The sequence below is a fragment of the Denitromonas iodatirespirans genome, from assembly GCF_018524365.1.
GTDB classification, from domain to species: Bacteria; Pseudomonadota; Gammaproteobacteria; order Burkholderiales; family Rhodocyclaceae; genus Nitrogeniibacter; species Nitrogeniibacter iodatirespirans.
In genome coordinates this window covers 74,348-92,256 of sequence record NZ_JAEKFT010000015.1, presented here as the reverse complement: position 1 = coordinate 92,256, position 17,909 = coordinate 74,348, and the positions used below count along the sequence as shown (strand labels likewise).

General features: G+C 66.3%; 14 protein-coding genes. 2 read left to right on the top strand and 12 right to left on the bottom strand.

What is annotated here, in order from left to right; translation table 11 throughout:
* Positions 1-3: 3 nt before the first annotated feature.
* From I8J34_RS14125 to I8J34_RS14110, 4 genes are read right to left on the bottom strand one after another with little or no spacing between them, the layout of a single operon-like run.
* Entirely contained in the window at positions 4-1,314 is a 1,311-nt protein-coding gene (locus I8J34_RS14125) for a lipopolysaccharide biosynthesis protein (protein ID WP_214362257.1), read from the bottom strand.
* Between the two features lie 47 nt (positions 1,315-1,361).
* Entirely contained in the window at positions 1,362-2,354 is a 993-nt protein-coding gene (locus I8J34_RS14120; RefSeq protein ID WP_214362256.1) for a GDP-L-fucose synthase family protein, read from the bottom strand.
* Positions 2,355-2,357: 3 nt separating this feature from the next.
* Positions 2,358-3,485, bottom strand: coding sequence for a GDP-mannose 4,6-dehydratase (gmd, locus tag I8J34_RS14115; RefSeq protein ID WP_214362255.1), 1,128 nt, complete (start codon positions 3,483-3,485; stop codon positions 2,358-2,360).
* 33 nt (positions 3,486-3,518) lie between these two features.
* The gene (locus tag I8J34_RS14110; protein ID WP_214362254.1) at positions 3,519-4,526 is read right to left on the bottom strand and encodes an NAD-dependent epimerase; all 1,008 of its coding nucleotides are present in this window, start codon (positions 4,524-4,526) and stop codon (positions 3,519-3,521) included.
* 140 nt (positions 4,527-4,666) lie between these two features.
* On the opposite strand from I8J34_RS14110, the gene waaA reads away from it, so the two are divergent.
* Positions 4,667-5,929, top strand: coding sequence for a lipid IV(A) 3-deoxy-D-manno-octulosonic acid transferase (gene waaA, locus I8J34_RS14105; RefSeq protein WP_214362253.1), 1,263 nt, complete (start codon positions 4,667-4,669; stop codon positions 5,927-5,929).
* Between the two features lie 127 nt (positions 5,930-6,056).
* On the opposite strand, the gene I8J34_RS14100 is transcribed toward waaA, so the two are convergent.
* From I8J34_RS14100 to I8J34_RS14070, 7 genes are all read right to left on the bottom strand, one after another.
* A complete protein-coding gene (locus I8J34_RS14100; RefSeq protein ID WP_214362252.1) occupies positions 6,057-7,364 on the bottom strand; it encodes a TolC family outer membrane protein in 1,308 nt (435 codons plus the stop codon).
* A 24-nt stretch (positions 7,365-7,388) separates the two neighbouring features.
* The gene (locus I8J34_RS14095; protein WP_214362251.1) at positions 7,389-7,712 is read right to left on the bottom strand and encodes a rhodanese-like domain-containing protein; all 324 of its coding nucleotides are present in this window, start codon (positions 7,710-7,712) and stop codon (positions 7,389-7,391) included.
* A gap of 9 nt (positions 7,713-7,721) precedes the next feature.
* Positions 7,722-8,375 carry a protein-L-isoaspartate O-methyltransferase family protein gene (locus tag I8J34_RS14090; protein WP_214362250.1) on the bottom strand — a complete coding sequence of 218 codons (654 nt, stop codon included), beginning with the start codon at positions 8,373-8,375 and terminating at the stop codon, positions 7,722-7,724.
* A gap of 110 nt (positions 8,376-8,485) precedes the next feature.
* Positions 8,486-11,641, bottom strand: coding sequence for an efflux RND transporter permease subunit (locus I8J34_RS14085; protein ID WP_214362249.1), 3,156 nt, complete (start codon positions 11,639-11,641; stop codon positions 8,486-8,488).
* Complete coding sequence (locus I8J34_RS14080; protein ID WP_230411838.1) at positions 11,638-12,732, bottom strand: efflux RND transporter periplasmic adaptor subunit; 1,095 nt, start codon at positions 12,730-12,732, stop codon at positions 11,638-11,640. The genes I8J34_RS14085 and I8J34_RS14080 overlap by 4 nt, the downstream gene beginning before the upstream one ends.
* Positions 12,732-13,385: a TetR/AcrR family transcriptional regulator gene (locus tag I8J34_RS14075; RefSeq protein WP_230411837.1), complete on the bottom strand. Its 654-nt coding sequence runs from the start codon at positions 13,383-13,385 to the stop codon at positions 12,732-12,734. The genes I8J34_RS14080 and I8J34_RS14075 overlap by 1 nt, the downstream gene beginning before the upstream one ends.
* Positions 13,382-13,702 (bottom strand): DUF2214 family protein, encoded by a 321-nt coding sequence (locus I8J34_RS14070; protein ID WP_214362246.1) that lies wholly within the window; start codon positions 13,700-13,702, stop codon positions 13,382-13,384. Before I8J34_RS14070 ends, I8J34_RS14075 begins: the two co-directional genes overlap by 4 nt.
* 526 nt (positions 13,703-14,228) lie before the next feature.
* Here I8J34_RS14070 and I8J34_RS14065 point away from each other — a divergent pair.
* On the top strand, positions 14,229-15,632 hold the full coding sequence (locus tag I8J34_RS14065; protein WP_214362245.1) for an aminotransferase-like domain-containing protein: 1,404 nt from the start codon (positions 14,229-14,231) through the stop codon (positions 15,630-15,632).
* A 697-nt stretch (positions 15,633-16,329) separates the two neighbouring features.
* Here the strand turns inward: I8J34_RS14065 and I8J34_RS14060 are convergent.
* Positions 16,330-17,880 (bottom strand): carbonic anhydrase family protein, encoded by a 1,551-nt coding sequence (locus I8J34_RS14060; protein ID WP_230411836.1) that lies wholly within the window; start codon positions 17,878-17,880, stop codon positions 16,330-16,332.
* Positions 17,881-17,909 lie beyond the last annotated feature (29 nt).

Genomic DNA, 17,909 nt, shown 5'->3' with positions numbered 1-17,909 from the left:
GCCCTAACCCACCGCCAATGGCCGAGTCTTTATCTCACGCCTGATCCAGACAACACCTAGCGCGAGCTGAATCGATGCTGATGTCAGCCAGGCGACGCCCCCCCCCAAGATCCCATGAGCATTCGCCATGAACACCGTGACAGGAACGGTGACGATGAGTGCCGCCAAGTTGATCAGCACAACTGCTTTTCCATGTCCTCGGGCGAGGATTCGCTGATACAGGAGGTGGTATACCGCGTTGATTGCAACGGCACACAAGATCAGCCTCAGGGGTGCTACACCAGCAGCTGCTACCGGGGAGTCGTTCAACCAAAGCGCCAGCACCCAGGGGGCCGCCAGCGCCACCGCGAAGCAAGGCAAGACACAAAGAACGAGGATCCCTGCGCCCAGTTTCCTGAACGAGCCGCTTCCCCCTGTCGCATCTTCATGCACGACCCGCGGGAAAAAGGCCCGCATCAACGGATACTGCAATTGCAGGAATGCCAGCCCAAGACTCGCCACGATCGCGTAGCGACCAAAATCTTCGACGCTCACTACCCGCGACAACACAACGCGATCGATCTGCGATACCGACATGCCGATGAGCACGCCGGCAGCGAGCACGGAGGTTTCCCGTCCCAGCCGCAAAAAACGCTCCCGGGACAGGCGCACACGCGGCGCATCCCGAAGCTCGCTTCGAATTGTCAGCGCGTTGAATACGCACTCGACGATCGACACGACAGCGAACGACGCCAGATAGGCAATTGCCGCCGGTTGCCATACGAAAATGAGCAATAACGCTCCGGCGTGTTTCACCGTGGCGAAGCCACATTGCCTCATGTTCGCGAGTTTCTGGGCTTGGACACCGTTCCAGTATCCGCCATGCGCGCCGTTCGCAAACTGAAAGAAAAACTGTACGAGTACCAACCGCAGCGCAATATCCGCTCCGTCAGGCACGCCTTGCCCTTGGTTAAACCATGTCTCGGTTAGCCAAGGAACCGCAAGTTGCCCCACCACAAAGCCAATGGCCCCGAGCACCCAGTAGGCGCGCGCAAAAACACGGAACACGAGGGCCACTTCCGTCGGCTCCCGGGCACTCCTCGCGACATCACGCAACATGACCTGGCCGAGACCAGCATCCAACAAAGTCAATACGCCCTGAATGACCATGCAGATGGCTACCACGCCCCACTGAGCCGGGCCCAAGAGCCGAAGATACAACGGAATCAACAGGATACTCAGACCACCCAGCCAGACCGTGGCGGCGTAGTTGGTCAGAATATTCTGACCGAGCTGCGATCTGAGAATCTGCCTGGCGCGCGCCGGTCCGATCATGGCCGACTCACAACAAGCACGCCGGGTGAATCGCGTGCAAACTCATGTCAGCCGAGCGCCGTCGCGCCATGCGAAAGAAAGTCCGAATAGGCGCGCGATAGCCCCGACCGAAAGCCAGTATTGGCACGCCAGCCGATGGCTTGCAGCCTTCCCATATCCATCAGCTTCCGCGGAGTCCCATCCGGCTTGGTTGTGTCGAACACGATGTCGCCCCGATAACCGACCACCTCGGAAACCGTCTCTGCCAGTTCGCGAATCGTCACATCTTCGCCCACGCCGATGTTGATCAGCGGCGGTTCGAACTTCCCGGTTCTGGATTCATCACTGCCGAGCAGACTGTCGTACTTGTCGTCGGACAGGCTCATGAGGAACACGCAGGCGTCGGCCATATCGTCGCTGAACAGGAATTCACGCCGCGGTGTGCCTGTACCCCAGACGGTGACGGAGGCGTCGCCGCGCGCCTTCGCTTCGTGAAACTTGCGGATCAGCGCAGGGATGACGTGGCTATTCTCAGGGTGGTAGTTGTCGCCGGGGCCATACAGGTTGGTGGGCATGGCGGCGAGGTACTTGGTGCCGTATTGCCGGTTGTAGCTCCAGCACATCTCGATGCCGGCGATCTTGGCCAGGGCGTAGGGCCGGTTGGTGGGCTCGAGGGGGCCGGTGAGCAAGTGTTCCTCTTTCATCGGCTGTGGGACATGTTTGGGGTAGATGCAGCTCGAGCCGAGAAACAGCAGCCGGGTAACACCATGCTTCCAGGCCGCGTGGATCACGCTGGTCTGGATCGCAAGGTTGTCACGGATGAACTCGGCCGGGTAGGTGTTGTTGGCGACAATGCCTCCCACCTTGGCCGCGGCAAGAAACACGTACTCGGGCTTGTGCTCGGCGAAGAAGGCCTCGGTCGCCGTTGCGTCGGTCAGGTCGAGTTCGGCGTGAGTGCGCTTGAGGATATGGGTGTAGCCGTCGGCCTTGAGCTTGCGCACGATGGCCGAGCCAACAAGGCCGCGGTGGCCGGCCACGTAGATGCGGGCGGTCTTGTCCATGGCTTACTCGTGGTAGTCGTAGGCTTGGTAGCCGGCGTCTTTGACGAGCGCGTCGCGCTTGGCCGCGGTGTAGTCGGCACGCACCATTTCACTGACCAGTTCGGCCAGGGTGATCCTGGGCGTCCAGCCGAGTTTTTCGCGGGCGCGGGTGGGGTCGCCGAGCAGGGTCTCGACTTCGGTGGGGCGGAAATAGCGCGGGTCGACCCGGACGATGACATTGCCCACCTTGCATCTGGCCTGTTCGCCGGTGATCGCGGCGACCACACCGACCTCATCGACGCCTTCACCCTCGAAGCGGACGGTCACTCCCAACTCTGCGGCGGCGAATTCGACGAACTGGCGCACGCTGTATTGCACCCCGGTGGCAATGACGAAGTCTTCGGCCACGTCCTGCTGCAGCATCAGCCACTGCATCTCGACATAGTCTCGCGCATGTCCCCAGTCTCGCAGCGCGCTCATGTTGCCCAGGTACAGGCAGTCCTGCAGGCCGAGGGCGATACGCGAGATGGCGCGGGTGATCTTGCGGGTGACGAAGGTCTCGCCGCGCACCGGCGATTCGTGGTTGAAAAGGATGCCGTTACAGGCATACATGCCGTAGGCCTCACGGTAGTTGACCGTAATCCAGTAGGCGTAGAGCTTGGCCACCGCGTAGGGGCTGCGCGGGTAGAAGGGGGTGGTTTCCTTCTGCGGGGTTTCCTGCACAAGGCCGTACAGCTCGGAGGTGGAGGCCTGGTAGAAGCGGGTCTTTTTCTCCAGCCCGAGGATGCGGATGGCTTCGAGGATACGCAGCGCACCAATGCCATCAGCGTTGGCGGTGTATTCGGGCTCTTCAAAGCTGACCGCCACATGCGACTGGGCGGCGAGGTTGTATATCTCGTCGGGCTGCACCTTCTGGATCACGCGCACCAGGCTGGTGGAGTCGGTCAGGTCACCGTAGTGCAGGATGAAGTTCCGGTTGTCGACATGCGGATCCTGGTACAGATGGTCGATCCGGTCGGTATTGAAGAGTGAGGAGCGGCGCTTGATGCCATGCACCTCGTAGCCTTTCTTGAGCAGAAATTCGGCCAGGTAGGCGCCGTCCTGGCCGGTCACGCCGGTAATGAGGGCGACTTTGGGCTGCTTACTCGACATGCTCTTTCCTCGACCGGACATCCAGCCCCTCGTTCAAACCGAAAAATACTCGCGATACCACGCCACAAACCGCGCCACCCCCTCCTTGACCGGCGTGCCCGGCTGAAACCCCGTCCACGCATTGAGCTCCGAGGTATCCGCGTAGGTGGCCGGCACGTCGCCGTCCTGCATCGGCAGAAAGTTCTTCTTCGCCTCCATGCCCAGCGCGGATTCGATCGCACCGATGTAGTCCATCAATTGAACCGGGCTGTGGTTGCCGATGTTGAAGACACGGAACGGCGCCTTGCTGCGGCCCGGGTCGGGCTGGTCGGCGTTGAATTCGGGATCCGGCTCGGCCGTGTGGTCAAGCACGCGGATCACCCCTTCAACGATATCGTCGACGTAGGTGAAGTCGCGCTGCATTTTGCCGTGGTTGAACACGTCGATCGGTCGGCCTTCGAGCGTGGCCTTGGTGAACAGGAACAGCGCCATGTCCGGGCGGCCCCAGGGGCCATAGACGGTGAAGAAGCGCAGCCCCGTGGTCGGTAGGCCGAAGAGGTGGCTGTAGGTGTGGGCCATCAGCTCGTTGGCCTTCTTGGTGGCCGCGTACATGCTGATGGGGTGGTCCACCGAGTCGTGCTCGGAGAACGGCATCTTGGTGTTGCCGCCGTACACGCTGGAACTGCTGGCGTAGGCCAGATGCGCCACCTTGTTGTGACGGCAGCCTTCCAAAATGTTCATGAAGCCGACGATGTTGCTGTCGATGTAGGCGTGGGGGTTTTCGATCGAGTAGCGCACGCCGGCCTGGGCGGCCAGGTGGATGACGCGGTCGAATTTTTCGTCGGCGAAGAGCTTTTCCATGCCCTCGCGATCGGCGACATCCATCTTCACGAAGCGGAAGTTGGCATGCGGTTCGAGCCGCGCCAGCCGGTCGCGCTTGAGCTGCGGATCGTAGTAGTCGTTGAGGTTGTCGAGGCCGACCACCTGATCGCCGCGCGCCAGCAGCCGCTCCGAGGCGTGCATGCCGATAAAGCCGGCCGCACCAGTCACCAACACCTTCATCGCATGATCCCTGATCCGAAAAAACAAGGCGGTATTCTCTCACAGCCGAGCGTCATGAGGCAGTGCACAACGGCATTTCGTCGCCCGCGCCGACAGGCGTTGCGTCGTATAATTTCCCGCTTTTCGGCGCTCCCGGGACAATGCGACTGATCTATACCCTGCTGTGGGTGATAGCCCTGCCCGCCGTGATGGCGCGCCTGCTGTGGCGCAGCCGCCGGCAGCCGGGCTACGCGTCGGCCATCGGCGAGCGCTTCGGTCGCTACGCGACGCCGTTCGACGGCCCGTGCCTGTGGCTCCATGCCGTTTCGGTGGGCGAGACGCGCGCCGCGCAGCCGCTGGTCGACGCCCTGGCCCTGCGCTACCCCACGCACCGCATCGTGCTCACGCACATGACGCCGACCGGGCGGGAGACGGCGCAGTCGGTGTTCGGCCGCTATGGCGAGCGTGTGGTGTCGGTCTACCTGCCCTACGACCTGCCCTGGCTGCAGCGGCGCTTTCTGCGCCATTTTTCGCCGCAGATCGGCATCGTCATGGAGACCGAGGTGTGGCCCAACCTGATGGCCGCCTGCCAGGATCTCGGCGTGCCCTGCGCGCTGGTCAATGCCCGCCTGTCTGCCCGCTCGGCCGGCCGCTACCGGCGGCTCATCGCCTTGGCGCGGGAGACCTTCGGCCGCTTCGCCGTCGTGGCGGCGCAAAGCGAAGGGGACGCGGCTCGCCTGCAGCAGATTGGCGCTCACGCGCCGGTGGTCACCGGCAACCTCAAGTTCGACATGGCCCTGCCGCCCGCGGCGCTGACACTGGGCGCCGATTGGCGCAGCCGGATCGGCCCACAGCCGGTGATTCTCGCCGCCAGCACGCGCGAAGGCGAAGAGGCGCTGATCCTCGACGCCTTCCTGGCCCACGCCGCGCGCGACACCGCGCTGCTGGTCATCGTCCCGCGCCATCCGCAGCGCTTCGACGATGTCGCCCGGCTCGCCACCGAGCGCGGGCTGCGGCTTGCCCGGCGCAGCACGGATGGCGTGCCGGACGCCAATGCGCAGGTCTGGCTGGGCGATTCGATGGGGGAGATGGCGGCCTACTACACGCTGGCCGATGTGGTGCTGATGGGCGGCAGCTGGTTGCCCTTCGGTGGTCAGAACCTGATCGAATGCTGCGCCGCCGGCCGCCCTGTGCTGCTCGGGCCGCACACCTACAATTTCAGCGATGCCAGCGATGCCGCGCTGGACGCCGGGGCGGGCCTGCGCTTCGGCACCGTGCCGGACGCCCTGCGCGAGGCCTTCGAGTTGCTCGGCGACACGCCGCGGCGCAAGGCCATGGGCGAGGCCGGGCGCCGGTTTGCCCACCAGCACGGCGGCGCGACGGCGCGCACCGTCGCCCTGCTCACCCCTTTGATCGACGGTTGAGTCGCCGGGCGACTCGTGTAGTGCTTGCGAATTCTCGATACCGCGTAGGGTCGGCTTTAGCCGACCATGGCGGGTTGAAACCCGCCCTACTGGGGCGCGGCAATAGCAAAGCAGACCAGCAGCAGCCTCAGGGTGCCGTCGTCAGCAGCGCATTGAGGCGTTCGACATCCTGCTCGCTCAACGCGCCCGCCGCAGCCGCCAGGCGCAGCTGGGCGATCAGCGTGTCGTAGCGCGCCTTGGCCAGTTGCTGCTGGGTGTCGGCGAGCTGGCTCTGGGCATTGAGCACGTCGATATTGATGCGCACGCCCACTTCGTAACCCAGCCGGTTGGCGTCGAGCGCCGAGCGCGACGACACCTCGGCCGCTTCGAGCGCCTTCACCTGCGCGAGACCGCTGGTCACCCCCAGGTAGGACTGGCGCGCGGCCAGCGCGGCGCTGCGCCGCGCATCGTCCAGGTCGGCCTCGGCCTTGGTCAGCAGCGCGGCCGCTTCACGGGTGCGTGAGGACACCGCGCCGCCCTGGTACAGCGGCACGTTCAGCTCGAGGCCGATCGTGCGGATCGTGTTTTCGGTGCGCCCGGCGCCAAAGTTGCTGCCGCCGGCATCGGACTGGTTGTAGCGGGCCACCACGTCCAGCGTCGGCAGGTGCCCGCTTTCGTTGCGCACCACCTCGCGGTCGGCGATCCGTGTGGCGATCTGCTGGATCTGCACGCCGTAGCTGTCCTGCTCGGCCGAGCTCACCCACTGGCGCATGTCGTCCGGCTGCGGCCGGCCCAGTTCGACGCCGGTGCGCAGGCCGGCCACGGCTTCGGGCTCCTTGCCGATGATCTGCGCCAGACGCTGGCGCGCCACTTCCAGTTCGTTTTCGGCGGCGATCAGGCGGGCCGAGGCCAGATCGAAGCGCGACTGAGCCTCGTGCACATCGGTGATGGTCACGGTGCCCACTTCAAAGCTCTTCTTGGCCAACTCCAGTTGCTGGGTGGCAGCGGTGCGCAAGCTACGCAGCGCTTCGGCGGCGTCCTGCGCATTGAGCACCGCGAAATAGGCTTCTGACACCCGGATGATCAGGTCCTGCCGCGCTTGCTCGAACTGGGCATCGGCCAGCGTGGTTTGCAGCTTGCCTTGCTCGTATTGCGTCCAGGCGGCGCGGTTGAACAGCGGCTGGCGCAGCTCGGCGCCGTAGGTGTTGCTGTTGAAACTGCGATCGGTGCCGGTATAGGTGTTGTCGTTCCAGGTGGTGGTGGCCGACATGCCGATGCCGGGCAACACCCCGGCCCGCCCCTGGATGGACTTCTCCTGGCCCGCCTCGCGCTGCGCCTTGGCGGCCATGAAGCGGGCATCGTACTTCAGGGCGTCGCGATACACCGACATCAGGTCCGCCCCCCACGCGGACGCCGACATCAGGCTGGCCAATACGATACTCAGGGTGCGCTTCATGCAATTCTCCGCGTCGATGCGTGTTCAGTATTGAGGCATGCCGGGGTCGACCTGGGCGGCCCAGCCGGCCACGCCCCCGGCGAGGTTGATAACCTGGTCGAAACCGCGCTGCGCGAGGAACAGGGCCACCTGCATGCTGCGCCCGCCGTGGTGGCAGATCACCACCGTCTGCGCCGCCGGGTCGAGCTCGTCCAGGCGCACCGGCACCGACGACATCGGCATCAGCACCGAGCCGTCCAGATGGCACAGCTCGAACTCCCAGGGCTCGCGCACATCCAGCAGCACCGGCGCCTCACGGGCCGGGTCGTCGAGCCAGTCTTTCAGTTCGGTCGGGCGCATCTGGCGCATGGGCAGTCCTCAGAAGCGGAAGGGGTCGGCGCGGCGCGCATTGCGCAGTGCCGGCACCACGGTTTCAAACAGATCGACGGACGAGTACTGGCCTTCGCCCACACAAGTCACAAGGCGACCGACCATCATCGGCGCTTCGCCGACGAAGACAAACAGGCGGCCGCCGACGTTCAGCTGCGACTTGAGCGCCGCCGGCACTTCGGGCATGCCGCCGGAGACGACGATCACGTCGTAGGGCGCGCGCGCCGGCCAGCCTTCGGCCCCGTCGCCTTCTTCGACCACCGCGTTCTCCACGCCGGCCGCCTTCAGGTTGGCGGCGGCCAGGGCGGCCAGCTCGGGGTCGATCTCGATGCTGCGCACCCAGTCGGCACGCGAGGCGAGCAGCGCGGCAAAGTAGCCCGAGCCGGCACCGATCTCCAGCACCGTATCGGTCGGCTTGAGTTGCAGAGCCTGCAGCACCTTGCCTTCGACGACCGGCGCCAACATGATCTGGCCGTTGCCGATGGGGATCTCGGCTTCGGAAAAGGCCAGCGCCTTGTGGGCCGCGGGCACGAATTCCTCGCGCTTGACCGTCATCATCGACTCAAGCACGTCCTGATCCAGCACATCCCACGGGCGAACCTGCTGTTCAACCATGTTGAAACGCGCGCGTTCAAAATCCATCATCGGCTCCCGGTGCGAATATTAGCACACACTAATTTATAAGATAGGCGCAAACGCTCGCATTTTAACGTAGTTGCTGCACCGCCGCGCGGCCTTGGCTCGGGGCCGCCTCATGCCACCGCATCGGGTTTGACTCGGTACCACGCGGCATACAGCGCCGGCAAAAAGATCAGCGTCAACACCGTGGCCACCGTCAGGCCGCCCATGATGGCCACCGCCATCGGGCCGAAAAAGGCGCTGCGGGTGAGCGGGATCATGGCCAAGATGGCGGCCGCAGCGGTCAGCATGATCGGCCGGAAGCGGCGCACCGTGGATTCGATGATCGCCTCCCATGGCGTGCGCCCCTCCTCCACATCCTGGCGGATCTGGTCGACCAGGATCACCGAGTTGCGCATGATCATGCCCGACAGCGCGATGGTGCCGAGCATGGCCACGAAGCCGAAAGGTTTGTTGAACAGCAGCAAGGAAGCGGTCACGCCGATCAGCCCCAGCGGCGCGGTGAGCAGCACCATGGCCACGCGCGAGAAGCTCTGCAGCTGGACCATCAGCACGGTGATCACCACCACCAGGAACAAGGGCATGCCGGCCGCCACCGACGAGCCGCCCTTGGCGCTCTCCTCGACGGCGCCGCCGACGGCGATGCGGTAGCCGAGCGGCAGCGTTGCCTGGATGTCGGCAATGGCCGGCGCCAGCGCCGCCACCACCTGGGCCGGCTGCAGATGCCCATACAGCGTGGACAGCACGGTCACCGTCGGCACCCGGTCGCGTCGCCAGATCACGCCGTCCTCGAAGCCGTATTCCGGCGTCACCACCTGCGCCAGCGGCACCGAGCGGCCGCCGGCCACCGGGATGGCCAGATCCGGCAGCAGCGACAGATGCGTGCGCTCGGCCGTGGCGCCGCGCAGGCGCACCTGGATGGTCTCGGTGCCTTCGCGGAACTGCGTCACCGCCATGCCATGCAGCGAGGTGTCGAGGAAGGCGGCGATCTGCGCCGACGACAGGCCGAGCAGGCGCGCCTTCTCCTGGTCGATGCGCAGGCGCACGATCTTCGACGGCGCCTCCCAGTCCAGATGCACATTCGACAAGGCCTCATGCGCGCGCATCCGGTCGGCCACCTGGTGGCTGATGCGGCGCAACGTGTCAACCTCCGGGCCGCTGACCCGGTACTGCACCGGGTAGCCCACCGGCGGGCCGTTCTCCAGGCGCTTGACCACACCCAGCACGCCCGAGGCATCGTTGACAAAGTGCTCGATGAGGCGGCTGCGCAAGGCCTCGCGCGCCTCCGGCCCGGTGGTCAGGATGACGAACTGCGCAAAATTGGTCTGGCTCAGCTTCTGGTCCAGCGGCAGGTAGAAGCGCGGGCTGCCGGCGCCCAGGTAGGCCACGTAGTTCTCGATGCCGGGCGCGTCCTTCAGCAAGGCCTCGATCGCCTGCACCGCCTCGTCGGTCGCCGCATGCGAGACGCCCTCGCGCAGCTCCAGGTCCACCAGCAGCTCGGGCCGGGTGGAATCGGGGAAGAACTGCTGCGGCACATGGCGGAACACGCCGATCGAGCCGGCAAAAATCGCCAGCGTGGCGATGATCACCCACCAGCGGTGGCGCACGCAGGTCGTCACCACGGCGCGAAAGCGAGTGTAGAAGGCAGTGTGGTAGATGGCGTACTCGTCATGGTGCTCGGGCACCGCCGCGGCGCGCGCCGCCAGCTTGCGGCCGAGCGTGGGCGACAACCGCCCTGCCAGGCGGGCCAAGCGCCCCGGCCCGGCCGCCTGCTTCTTTTTCGAGAAGTCGGGCAGCAAATGAAAGCCCAGGTAGGGCACAAAGACCACCGCCGCCACCCAGGAGATGAGCAAGGCAATCACCGTCACCTGGAAGATCGAGCGGGTGTACTCGCCGGTGCTCGAGGCCGCGGTGGCGATCGGCAAAAAGCCGGCTGCCGTCACCAGCGTGCCCGACAGCATCGGCTTGGCGGTCGAGGTATAGGCGAAGCTGGCCGCACGCACCCGGTCCCAGCCCTGCTCCATCTTGGTGGCCATCATCTCGACCGCGATGATGGCGTCGTCCACCAGCAGGCCGAGCGACAAGATCAGCGCGCCGAGCGAGATCTTGTGCAGGCCGATACCGAACTCGCGCATGCACAAAAAGGTAATCGCCAGCACCACCGGGATGGTCACCACCACCACGATGCCGGTTCGCAGCCCGAGGCTGAGCAGGCTGACCACCAGCACGATGATCACCGCCTCGGCCAGTGCCTTGACGAACTCATTGACCGAGCGCTGCACCGCGCGCGGCTGGTCGGCCACGCGGGCCAGCTCCACGCCCACCGGCAGCTGCGCCTCGATGCGCACCACCGCTTCGTCCAGATGCCGGCCCAGCGCGATGATGTCGCCGCCCGCGCGCATCGACACCCCGATGCCGAAGGCCTGCTGGCCCATGAAACGCATGCGGTCGCCCGGCGGATCCTCGAAGCCGCGGCGCACCTCGGCCACGTCGCCAAGGCGGAAGCTGCGCCCACCGGCGCGGATCACCGTGTCGCGGATCGCGTCCATGTCGGCGAAGTCGCCGTCCGGCCGCAGGTAGATGCGCTCCTCGTCAGTCTCGAAAAAGCCCGCGCTGGTCATGGCGTTCTGCTGCGCCAGCGCACCGGTCACATCGTTCAGGCTGAGGCCGAAGGTGGCCAGCTTGGTGTTCGACAACTCGATGAACACCCGCTGGGATTGCTCGCCGATGAAGCTCACCTTGGCCACGTCCGGCACCTGCAGCAGCTCGGCGCGCACCGCCTCGGCATAGCGCTTGAGCTCGGCATAGTCCAGCCCGTCGCCGTGCAGGGCGAAGATATTGCCGAAGGTGTCGCCGAACTCGTCATTGAAGCTCGGCCCGATCACGCCGGCCGGCAAGGTGTGGCGGATGTCGCCGATCTTCTTGCGCACCTGGTACCAGATGCCGTCCATCTCGCTCGGCGGCGTCGAATCCTTGGCGGAGAAGAAGATCAGCGCCTCACCCGGCTTCGAGTAGCTGCGGATGAAATGCACCTGGGCCACTTCCTGCAGTTTCTTTTCCAGCCGGTCGGTCACCTGCTCGGCCACTTCGGCCGCCGTGGCGCCCGGCCATTCGGCGCGCACCACCATCACCTTGAAGGTGAAGGGCGGGTCCTCGGACTGGCCCAGGCCCTTGTAGGCGAGCATGCCGATCAACGTCAGCACCAGCATGAAATACAGCACCATCGTCTGATGGCGCAGGCCCCATTCGGAGAGATTGAAGTGCCTCATCGCTTGGCATCCAGCGTAACGGCGGCCGACGCCGGCTTGGCGCGGACCGTCTGACCGGGGCGCAGCAGATGAATGCCGGCCACCACCACCTGCGCACCGTCGGCCACGCCGCCAGCCACATGCGCACCGCGCTCGGAGTAGCGGCTCACCGTCACGGGGGTCGGCACCACCGATTCGGTGGCCGGGTCGAAGACCCACACCACCGGCTGCCCGTCCTGCTCGCCCACCGCACGCAGCGGCAGGATCACGCCCGGCGCCTCGCCCCCGGCCAGCGCCACGGTGGCCGTCGCCCCCAGCGGCAGGCGGGCCGCCTCGGCCTCGACCTGCACCTTGACCGCATAGGTGCGCGTCTGCGGGTCGGCCGCCGGCGACACCTCGCGCACCGTGGCCGGCAAGACCGTCGTGGTGTCGGACCACAGCCGCACCCGCGCCGGCGTGCCGACCGGCATGCGGGCGACATGGCCTTCGGGCACGGCAATCTTCACCTCGCGCGCGCCATCGTGGGCCAGCGTCACCACCGGCTGACCGGCCGCCACCACCTGACCCGCATCTGCGCTCACCTGGGTGATCACACCGTCGGCCGTGGCCACCAGCGTGGTGTAGTCGCTCTGGTTGCCAGCCAGCGCCGCCTGCGCTGTGGCCTGCTTGAACCGCGCCGCTGCCGCATCGCGGGAGGTGCGCCGGACATCGACGGCCGACTCGCTGACGAAGTTCTGGGCGCGCAGGGTCTGCACCCGTTCAAGCTCCGCCTGGGCCAGCGACAACTCGGCCCGGGCCGCCGCCAGCTGGGCCTGCGCCGCATTGGCCCCCAGGCGCATGTCCTCACCGTCGAGACGCGCCAGCACGTCGCCACGATGCACCACGCTGCCCACATCGACCGCACGCGCCACCAACTTGCCGCCGACTCGGAAGCCGAGCTCGGAGGCATGTCGCGGCACGATCTCGCCGGTAAAGTACCTGCCTGCCTCGGCGCCATCCTGCGTCACCGTCTGCACCAGCACGGTGGCCGGCGGCGGCGCCTCGGACTCGGGCGCCGAGCAGCCGGCCAGCACGCCCAGCGCCGACAATGAAATCACCACAGCACGCAACATCACTTGCCTCCTTCCGGTGCGGCCGCCAGGCCCTTGAGCACCAGATCAAAGAAACTCTCAAGATAACTCTGTGGGTCCATGTCCGGCACCTGGCAGCAGGCCGCAAATGAATGCCGCCACAAGGCCAGATGCAGCAGCGGCGCCATCAGGATGTGGGTCACCATCTCGGTGTCCAGTTCGCGGAACACGCCCTTGGCCACGCCGCGATCGAGGATCTCGCGCATCATCGCCTTGCCCGGCTGGATCACCTCGCGCACGTAGTACTGCGCCACCTCGGGGAAATTCTGTGCCTCCGAGGTCATCAACTTGGGCACACCACCGAGTTCGGTGTTGCCGATCATCGCCCACCAACCGAACAGGTATTCGCGCAGCATGCGCTCCGGGTCGTCGGCATGCGCTGCCAGCAGCTTGCGGCCCTCTTCGATGACCGGCACGATGCCCTCGCGGATCACCGCCAGGAACAAGGCCTCCTTGCTGTCGAAGTACAGGTACAGCGTGCCTTTCGAGACACCGGCGCGCGCCGCGACCTCGTCCAGCCGTGTCGCCGCGAAGCCCTTCTCGACGAACAGCGCCAGGGCCGCCGCGGTGAGCTCCTGCGGACGCGCTTCTTTGCGCCGCCGCACCGGTGTTTTGTGTGTTGCCTTGTCGGTCAAGCCCCGATCCCCCATACCATCAAAACCACCAGCACCGGCAAGACCGCCGCCAGCATCAATCCCAACCCGATCAGCCGTCGCGTTCCGGCCAGCGCGGCATCGTCCGGCAGCTCGCTGGTCTCGCACCAGCACTGGCGCATGAAGCGCAGCGTTGGCCACACCGAGCGCACCCCGATACCGAGCAAGCGCGCGACCTTGGCGTAAAACACCGGGTTCGCCAGACAAGAACCCACACCTTTCCTCCGCAGACACACACGCCCCAACCCAGACACCCGCACAGCCATCGCAGCGCGCAGACAGACGAGCAGGGCGTCCATCTCGCACTCGATTAATAACTGACCGGTCAGTTATTTACCAAAATGGAAACAGCATTGCAAGCGGGCATCGACTGACGGCAGGCGCCTACCTGCCGCGTCCCACGTCCCACGTCCCACGTCCCACGTCCCACGTCCCACGTCCCACGTCCCACGTCCCACGTCCCACGTCCCACGTCCCGCGTGCTGGTCCGTGCTGGTCCGTGCTGGTCCGTGCTGGTCCGTGCTGGTCCGTGCTGGTCCGTGCTGGTCCGTGCTGGTCCGTGCTGGTCCGTGCTGTCGTGCTGTCGTGCTGTCGCGGGTTCGAGGGGCTTGGGGCTTGGGGCTTGGGGTCGATCCTTCGGCGCTTCGGTGCGCCCAGGAAAGGAAGCTCCGCCAACGCGCAAGACCGCTCGTCCTACCCGAGCCGCAGACCCCGCACGCAGGACATGACAATTCCGAACAATTGGACAATACTTTCTGCACACCTGCCGAACACAAGAGGATGCGGCGCACGACAAACGCATTCCGGCACCCCAGGAGAGCCAAGATGCTTCAACTCAGTATCGACCCCGGCCAATCGACCCCGTTGGTGGAGCAGATCGTCGAGGCCATCCGCCATCAGGTGGACGACCGCATCCTGCGCCCCGGCATGCGCCTGCCGCCGATCCGCCGCCTGGCCCAGATGCAGCAGGTCAGCCGCTTTACCGTGGTCGAAGCCTACGATCGGCTGGTCGCCATGGGCTACCTGCACTCGCGCCGCGGCTCCGGCTTCTACATCGCCCCGCGCGCCGTGGCCCCGAGCGAAAAGCGCCCGGTGGTGGCCGACCGGGCGGTGGACGTGGCCTGGCTGATGCGCCAGGCGCTCGACGACGCCCCCGGCATGCTCAAGGCCAGCGCCGGCTGGCTGCCGACGCTTTGGCTCGACCAGGACGGCCTGCGCCGCCACCTGCGCGCCCTAGGCCGCCGGGCCGACGCCCGCGTCACCAGCTACGGCACGCCGCAGGGCTATCTGCCGCTACGCCAGCAGCTGCAAGTCCGGCTGGCCGAGTTCGGCATCGGCGCACCGCCCGAGCAGATCGTGCTCACTCACGGCGCCACACAGGCCCTCGACATCGCCGCGCGGCGCCTGATCAAACCCGGCGACACGGTGTTCGTCGACGACCCCGGCTACTTCAACTTCTTCGGCAACCTGCGCCTGCTCGGCGCCAAACTGGTCGGCGTGCCGCGCAATGCCGACGGCCCGGACACCGAGGCGCTCGAAGCCCTGCTGGCCGACCACAAACCGCGCGTGTTCTTCACCCACTCGGTGTTGCACAACCCGACCGGCGCCAACCTGTCACCGCCCAAGGCCTTCCGCCTGCTGCAACTGGCCGCCAAGCACGACTTCCTGGTGATCGAGGACGACACCTACGCCGACCTGCACCCGCGCGCCACCACGCGCCTGGCCAATCTCGACCAGCTCGACCGCGTGATCTATGTCGGTAGCTTCAGCAAGACGCTGTCCGGTAGCCTGCGCGTCGGCTTCATCGCCGCCCGGCCGGACTTGGTGGCCGAATTCACCGATGTGAAAACGCTCACCGGGGTAAGCAGTTCGGAGTTCAACGAGCAGCTGGTCTACCAGATGCTCACCGACGGCCACTACCGCAAATACGTCGAACGCCTGCACGGCCGCATCCAGCAAGCCACCACCCGCGCCTTGCGCATGCTCGAACGGCTCGACATGACGGTCTTCCACGAACCGCGCGGTGGCATCTTCGTCTGGGCCCGCGCCCCCGGCCTCGAAGACACCGCCCCGCTGGCCACCCGCGCGTCCCAGTCGGGCATCATGCTGGCGCCGGGCAAGGTGTTCCGCCCTCAGATGCAGGCCAGCCCTTGGCTGCGCTTCAACGTGGCGTTTTCGGACGATCCGCGGCTAGAGCATTTCCTGGCGGAGCAGCTTGCGGCGATGTAGGGGCGATTTACCCGGCCGCCTGCGCCGGATCGTTGATCGGATCGGGGCTTGGGTCGATGGCTGAAAGGGTCGTTGGCCGGGTTTCGCCCCGGCGGGCGACTTACTTCTTTGTCGCGACAAAGAAGTAATCAAGAAAACGCCCCCGACTGTGCCGCCGGCTTCGCCGGTGCCCTCTCTACGCCCGGCGCCGGCGGGTCGTGTCGCAAACTCGCCCTTCGGGCTCAAACAGCGACACGACAATTCCCGCCGTCCCCCGGCTCCGTTCGGCGGCACAGAAGGGGGAGGGCACGCGGACTCGGCTTCGCCATCGTCCGCTCGGGCGGTGCGTCGTAGGGCGGGTTTAAACCCGCCATCGGTATTCGTTCGCTGACCATTGGCGGGTTAAAACCCGCCCTACGAGAGTCTGTGCCGTCGTTGCCTACGGGCTCCCCACTCCCCCTCTGTCGTGCCGAGCGCAGCAAGTGCGGGGCGGAAAAAGCGGCTTCGCTGTTTGAGCCCGAAGGGCGAGTTTGCGAAGCTGCCCGCCCCGTGCTTGCGGAGGGAGGGAAGCCCGCAGGGCCACGACAGTGGGGCGTGCTTCTTTGCTTACCTTTCTTGCACGAGCAAGAAAGTAAGTCGCCCGCCGGGGCGAGACCCGGCCAACGCCCCTCCGCCGGAGGCACCAAAGACCGGCCCCCCGGTGCCGAAACCGCCCCCCCTACCGCGATGCCTTGATCAGCCGCTCGTTGTCCGGCTGCACCGGCCGGGCGTTCATCGGGTAGAGGCGCTGGAAGATGGCGATCTGTTCGGCTGACAGCTTGATCGGCTGTTTCATCACCATCCACAACACGTCCTCCGAGCACGGCGGCGTGGTGAGCGAGCCCATGTAGGTGTAGTACTCGGGCGCTTGCGGCAGGAGTTCGGCGACATTGATCGGCACCGCCGGCGCGTAGTCGTGATGCTGCTCCAGCGGCAGGTTGTTCCACAGCGTCTGCACCGTCGGATGGGCGTCGCCGCGCTCGATGAGCACGGCCACCACGGCCAGCCGGCCGTCGAGATCCTTGTGCACCAGGTGCGCCACCATGTCGAAGCCGCGGCCGTTGATGCGCTCTTCGGAGGGGCGGTGGAAGTGGAACTGCACCAGGTCGAAGGTGCGCCCCATCACCGACATGGTGTTGCCCGGCCCGACACTCACCTGCACGGTGTGACCATTGTTGAGGATGCGGAAGTACGTGGGCACGTAGTCGAACTTGATCGGCTCCAGGTCGACCCGGATGCCGTCGCGGATGTCGATCGGCGACTGGCGCTTGCCGCTGTCACAGGTCTTCCAGGCGGGGTTGAGCTGACCCCAGCGTGCCGGGCCGTTGGGGCCTTCGTAGTCCCAGTGGATCGACTTGTGCACCTCGACCGAGGTCGGTTCGTGCGTGTCCTCGTGCCGGGTGACCTTGGCGAGCACCGGCTTGGGCCGCGGCGCGCGGGTTGCCTTGCGAACCACCGGCGGCGCCGGGCGCGTCACCGGTGCCGTCACGACGGCCGGCGCGGACGGGGGCGCTTTGGCCTGGACGCGCTCCGGCACGACCGGCGTCGGCGCAGGCGCCTCGACCACCGGGGCGGCCGGCGCCGGCTGTCCTGCAGGGCCCAGACGCGGGATCGGCGGCACCAGCGACTGGCCCTTGTCGAGCGTGCGCACTTCCACCTGGTCGGCCGGCAGGGCCGTGGGGTGCCGCACCGCCTCGGTATCGGCCACCGGCGTTGCCGTCGCGCGGTCGGCCGGCGCGGTGCGCTGGTCGGCATGGCGGACCTTGGCCTCGCTCTTGTCCTTGTCCTTTTGTGCCGCCGCGGCGGCGCTGGCGGCCTCGGCCAGGGCCGCTACGTCCATGGCCGCGGGTGGTTTGCATACTTCGCGCCACAGGCCTTCGTCCACGCTGCGCGGGTTGACCTCGATGATGCGCTCCTCGGCCACGCGCTCCTCGCGGATCACGCGGTTGTCGGCATCCAGGTACACGCGCTTGACGGTCGAGAAGTTGCGGTGCTTGCAGTCGTAGCGGTTGAGCGCCTTGACGGTGGCGTAGCCGGCCTCTTCGGCATCCTCGGCGGACAGCACGATGCGCCCCCAGGCCACCTTGGTGCCGGGGTCGGACTGCAGCACGCTGTCGCGATCGATCTCGATCCGCCGCGTCCGGTCCTTGACGATCATCGTCCAGTCGGCAGCTACCGCCGGCAGGGCGACCGCCAGGGCCATCACGGTAAACAGGATGCGACGCTTCATGACCAGCTCTCCGAACAACACGCCCTTGC

What these genes read in the sequence shown, in the direction of transcription:
- I8J34_RS14125 (WP_214362257.1), bottom strand. Translation starts at nt 1,314, where the DNA reads ATGATCGGACCGGCGCGCGCCAGGCAGATTCTCAGATCGCAGCTCGGT.
- I8J34_RS14120 (WP_214362256.1), bottom strand. Translation starts at nt 2,354, where the DNA reads ATGGACAAGACCGCCCGCATCTACGTGGCCGGCCACCGCGGCCTTGTT.
- gmd (WP_214362255.1), bottom strand. Translation starts at nt 3,485, where the DNA reads ATGTCGAGTAAGCAGCCCAAAGTCGCCCTCATTACCGGCGTGACCGGC.
- I8J34_RS14110 (WP_214362254.1), bottom strand. Translation starts at nt 4,526, where the DNA reads ATGAAGGTGTTGGTGACTGGTGCGGCCGGCTTTATCGGCATGCACGCC.
- waaA (WP_214362253.1), top strand. Translation starts at nt 4,667, where the DNA reads ATGCGACTGATCTATACCCTGCTGTGGGTGATAGCCCTGCCCGCCGTG.
- I8J34_RS14100 (WP_214362252.1), bottom strand. Translation starts at nt 7,364, where the DNA reads ATGAAGCGCACCCTGAGTATCGTATTGGCCAGCCTGATGTCGGCGTCC.
- I8J34_RS14095 (WP_214362251.1), bottom strand. Translation starts at nt 7,712, where the DNA reads ATGCGCCAGATGCGCCCGACCGAACTGAAAGACTGGCTCGACGACCCG.
- I8J34_RS14090 (WP_214362250.1), bottom strand. Translation starts at nt 8,375, where the DNA reads ATGGATTTTGAACGCGCGCGTTTCAACATGGTTGAACAGCAGGTTCGC.
- I8J34_RS14085 (WP_214362249.1), bottom strand. Translation starts at nt 11,641, where the DNA reads ATGAGGCACTTCAATCTCTCCGAATGGGGCCTGCGCCATCAGACGATG.
- I8J34_RS14080 (WP_230411838.1), bottom strand. Translation starts at nt 12,732, where the DNA reads ATGTTGCGTGCTGTGGTGATTTCATTGTCGGCGCTGGGCGTGCTGGCC.
- I8J34_RS14070 (WP_214362246.1), bottom strand. Translation starts at nt 13,702, where the DNA reads ATGGACGCCCTGCTCGTCTGTCTGCGCGCTGCGATGGCTGTGCGGGTG.
- I8J34_RS14065 (WP_214362245.1), top strand. Translation starts at nt 14,229, where the DNA reads ATGCTTCAACTCAGTATCGACCCCGGCCAATCGACCCCGTTGGTGGAG.
- I8J34_RS14060 (WP_230411836.1), bottom strand. Translation starts at nt 17,880, where the DNA reads ATGAAGCGTCGCATCCTGTTTACCGTGATGGCCCTGGCGGTCGCCCTG.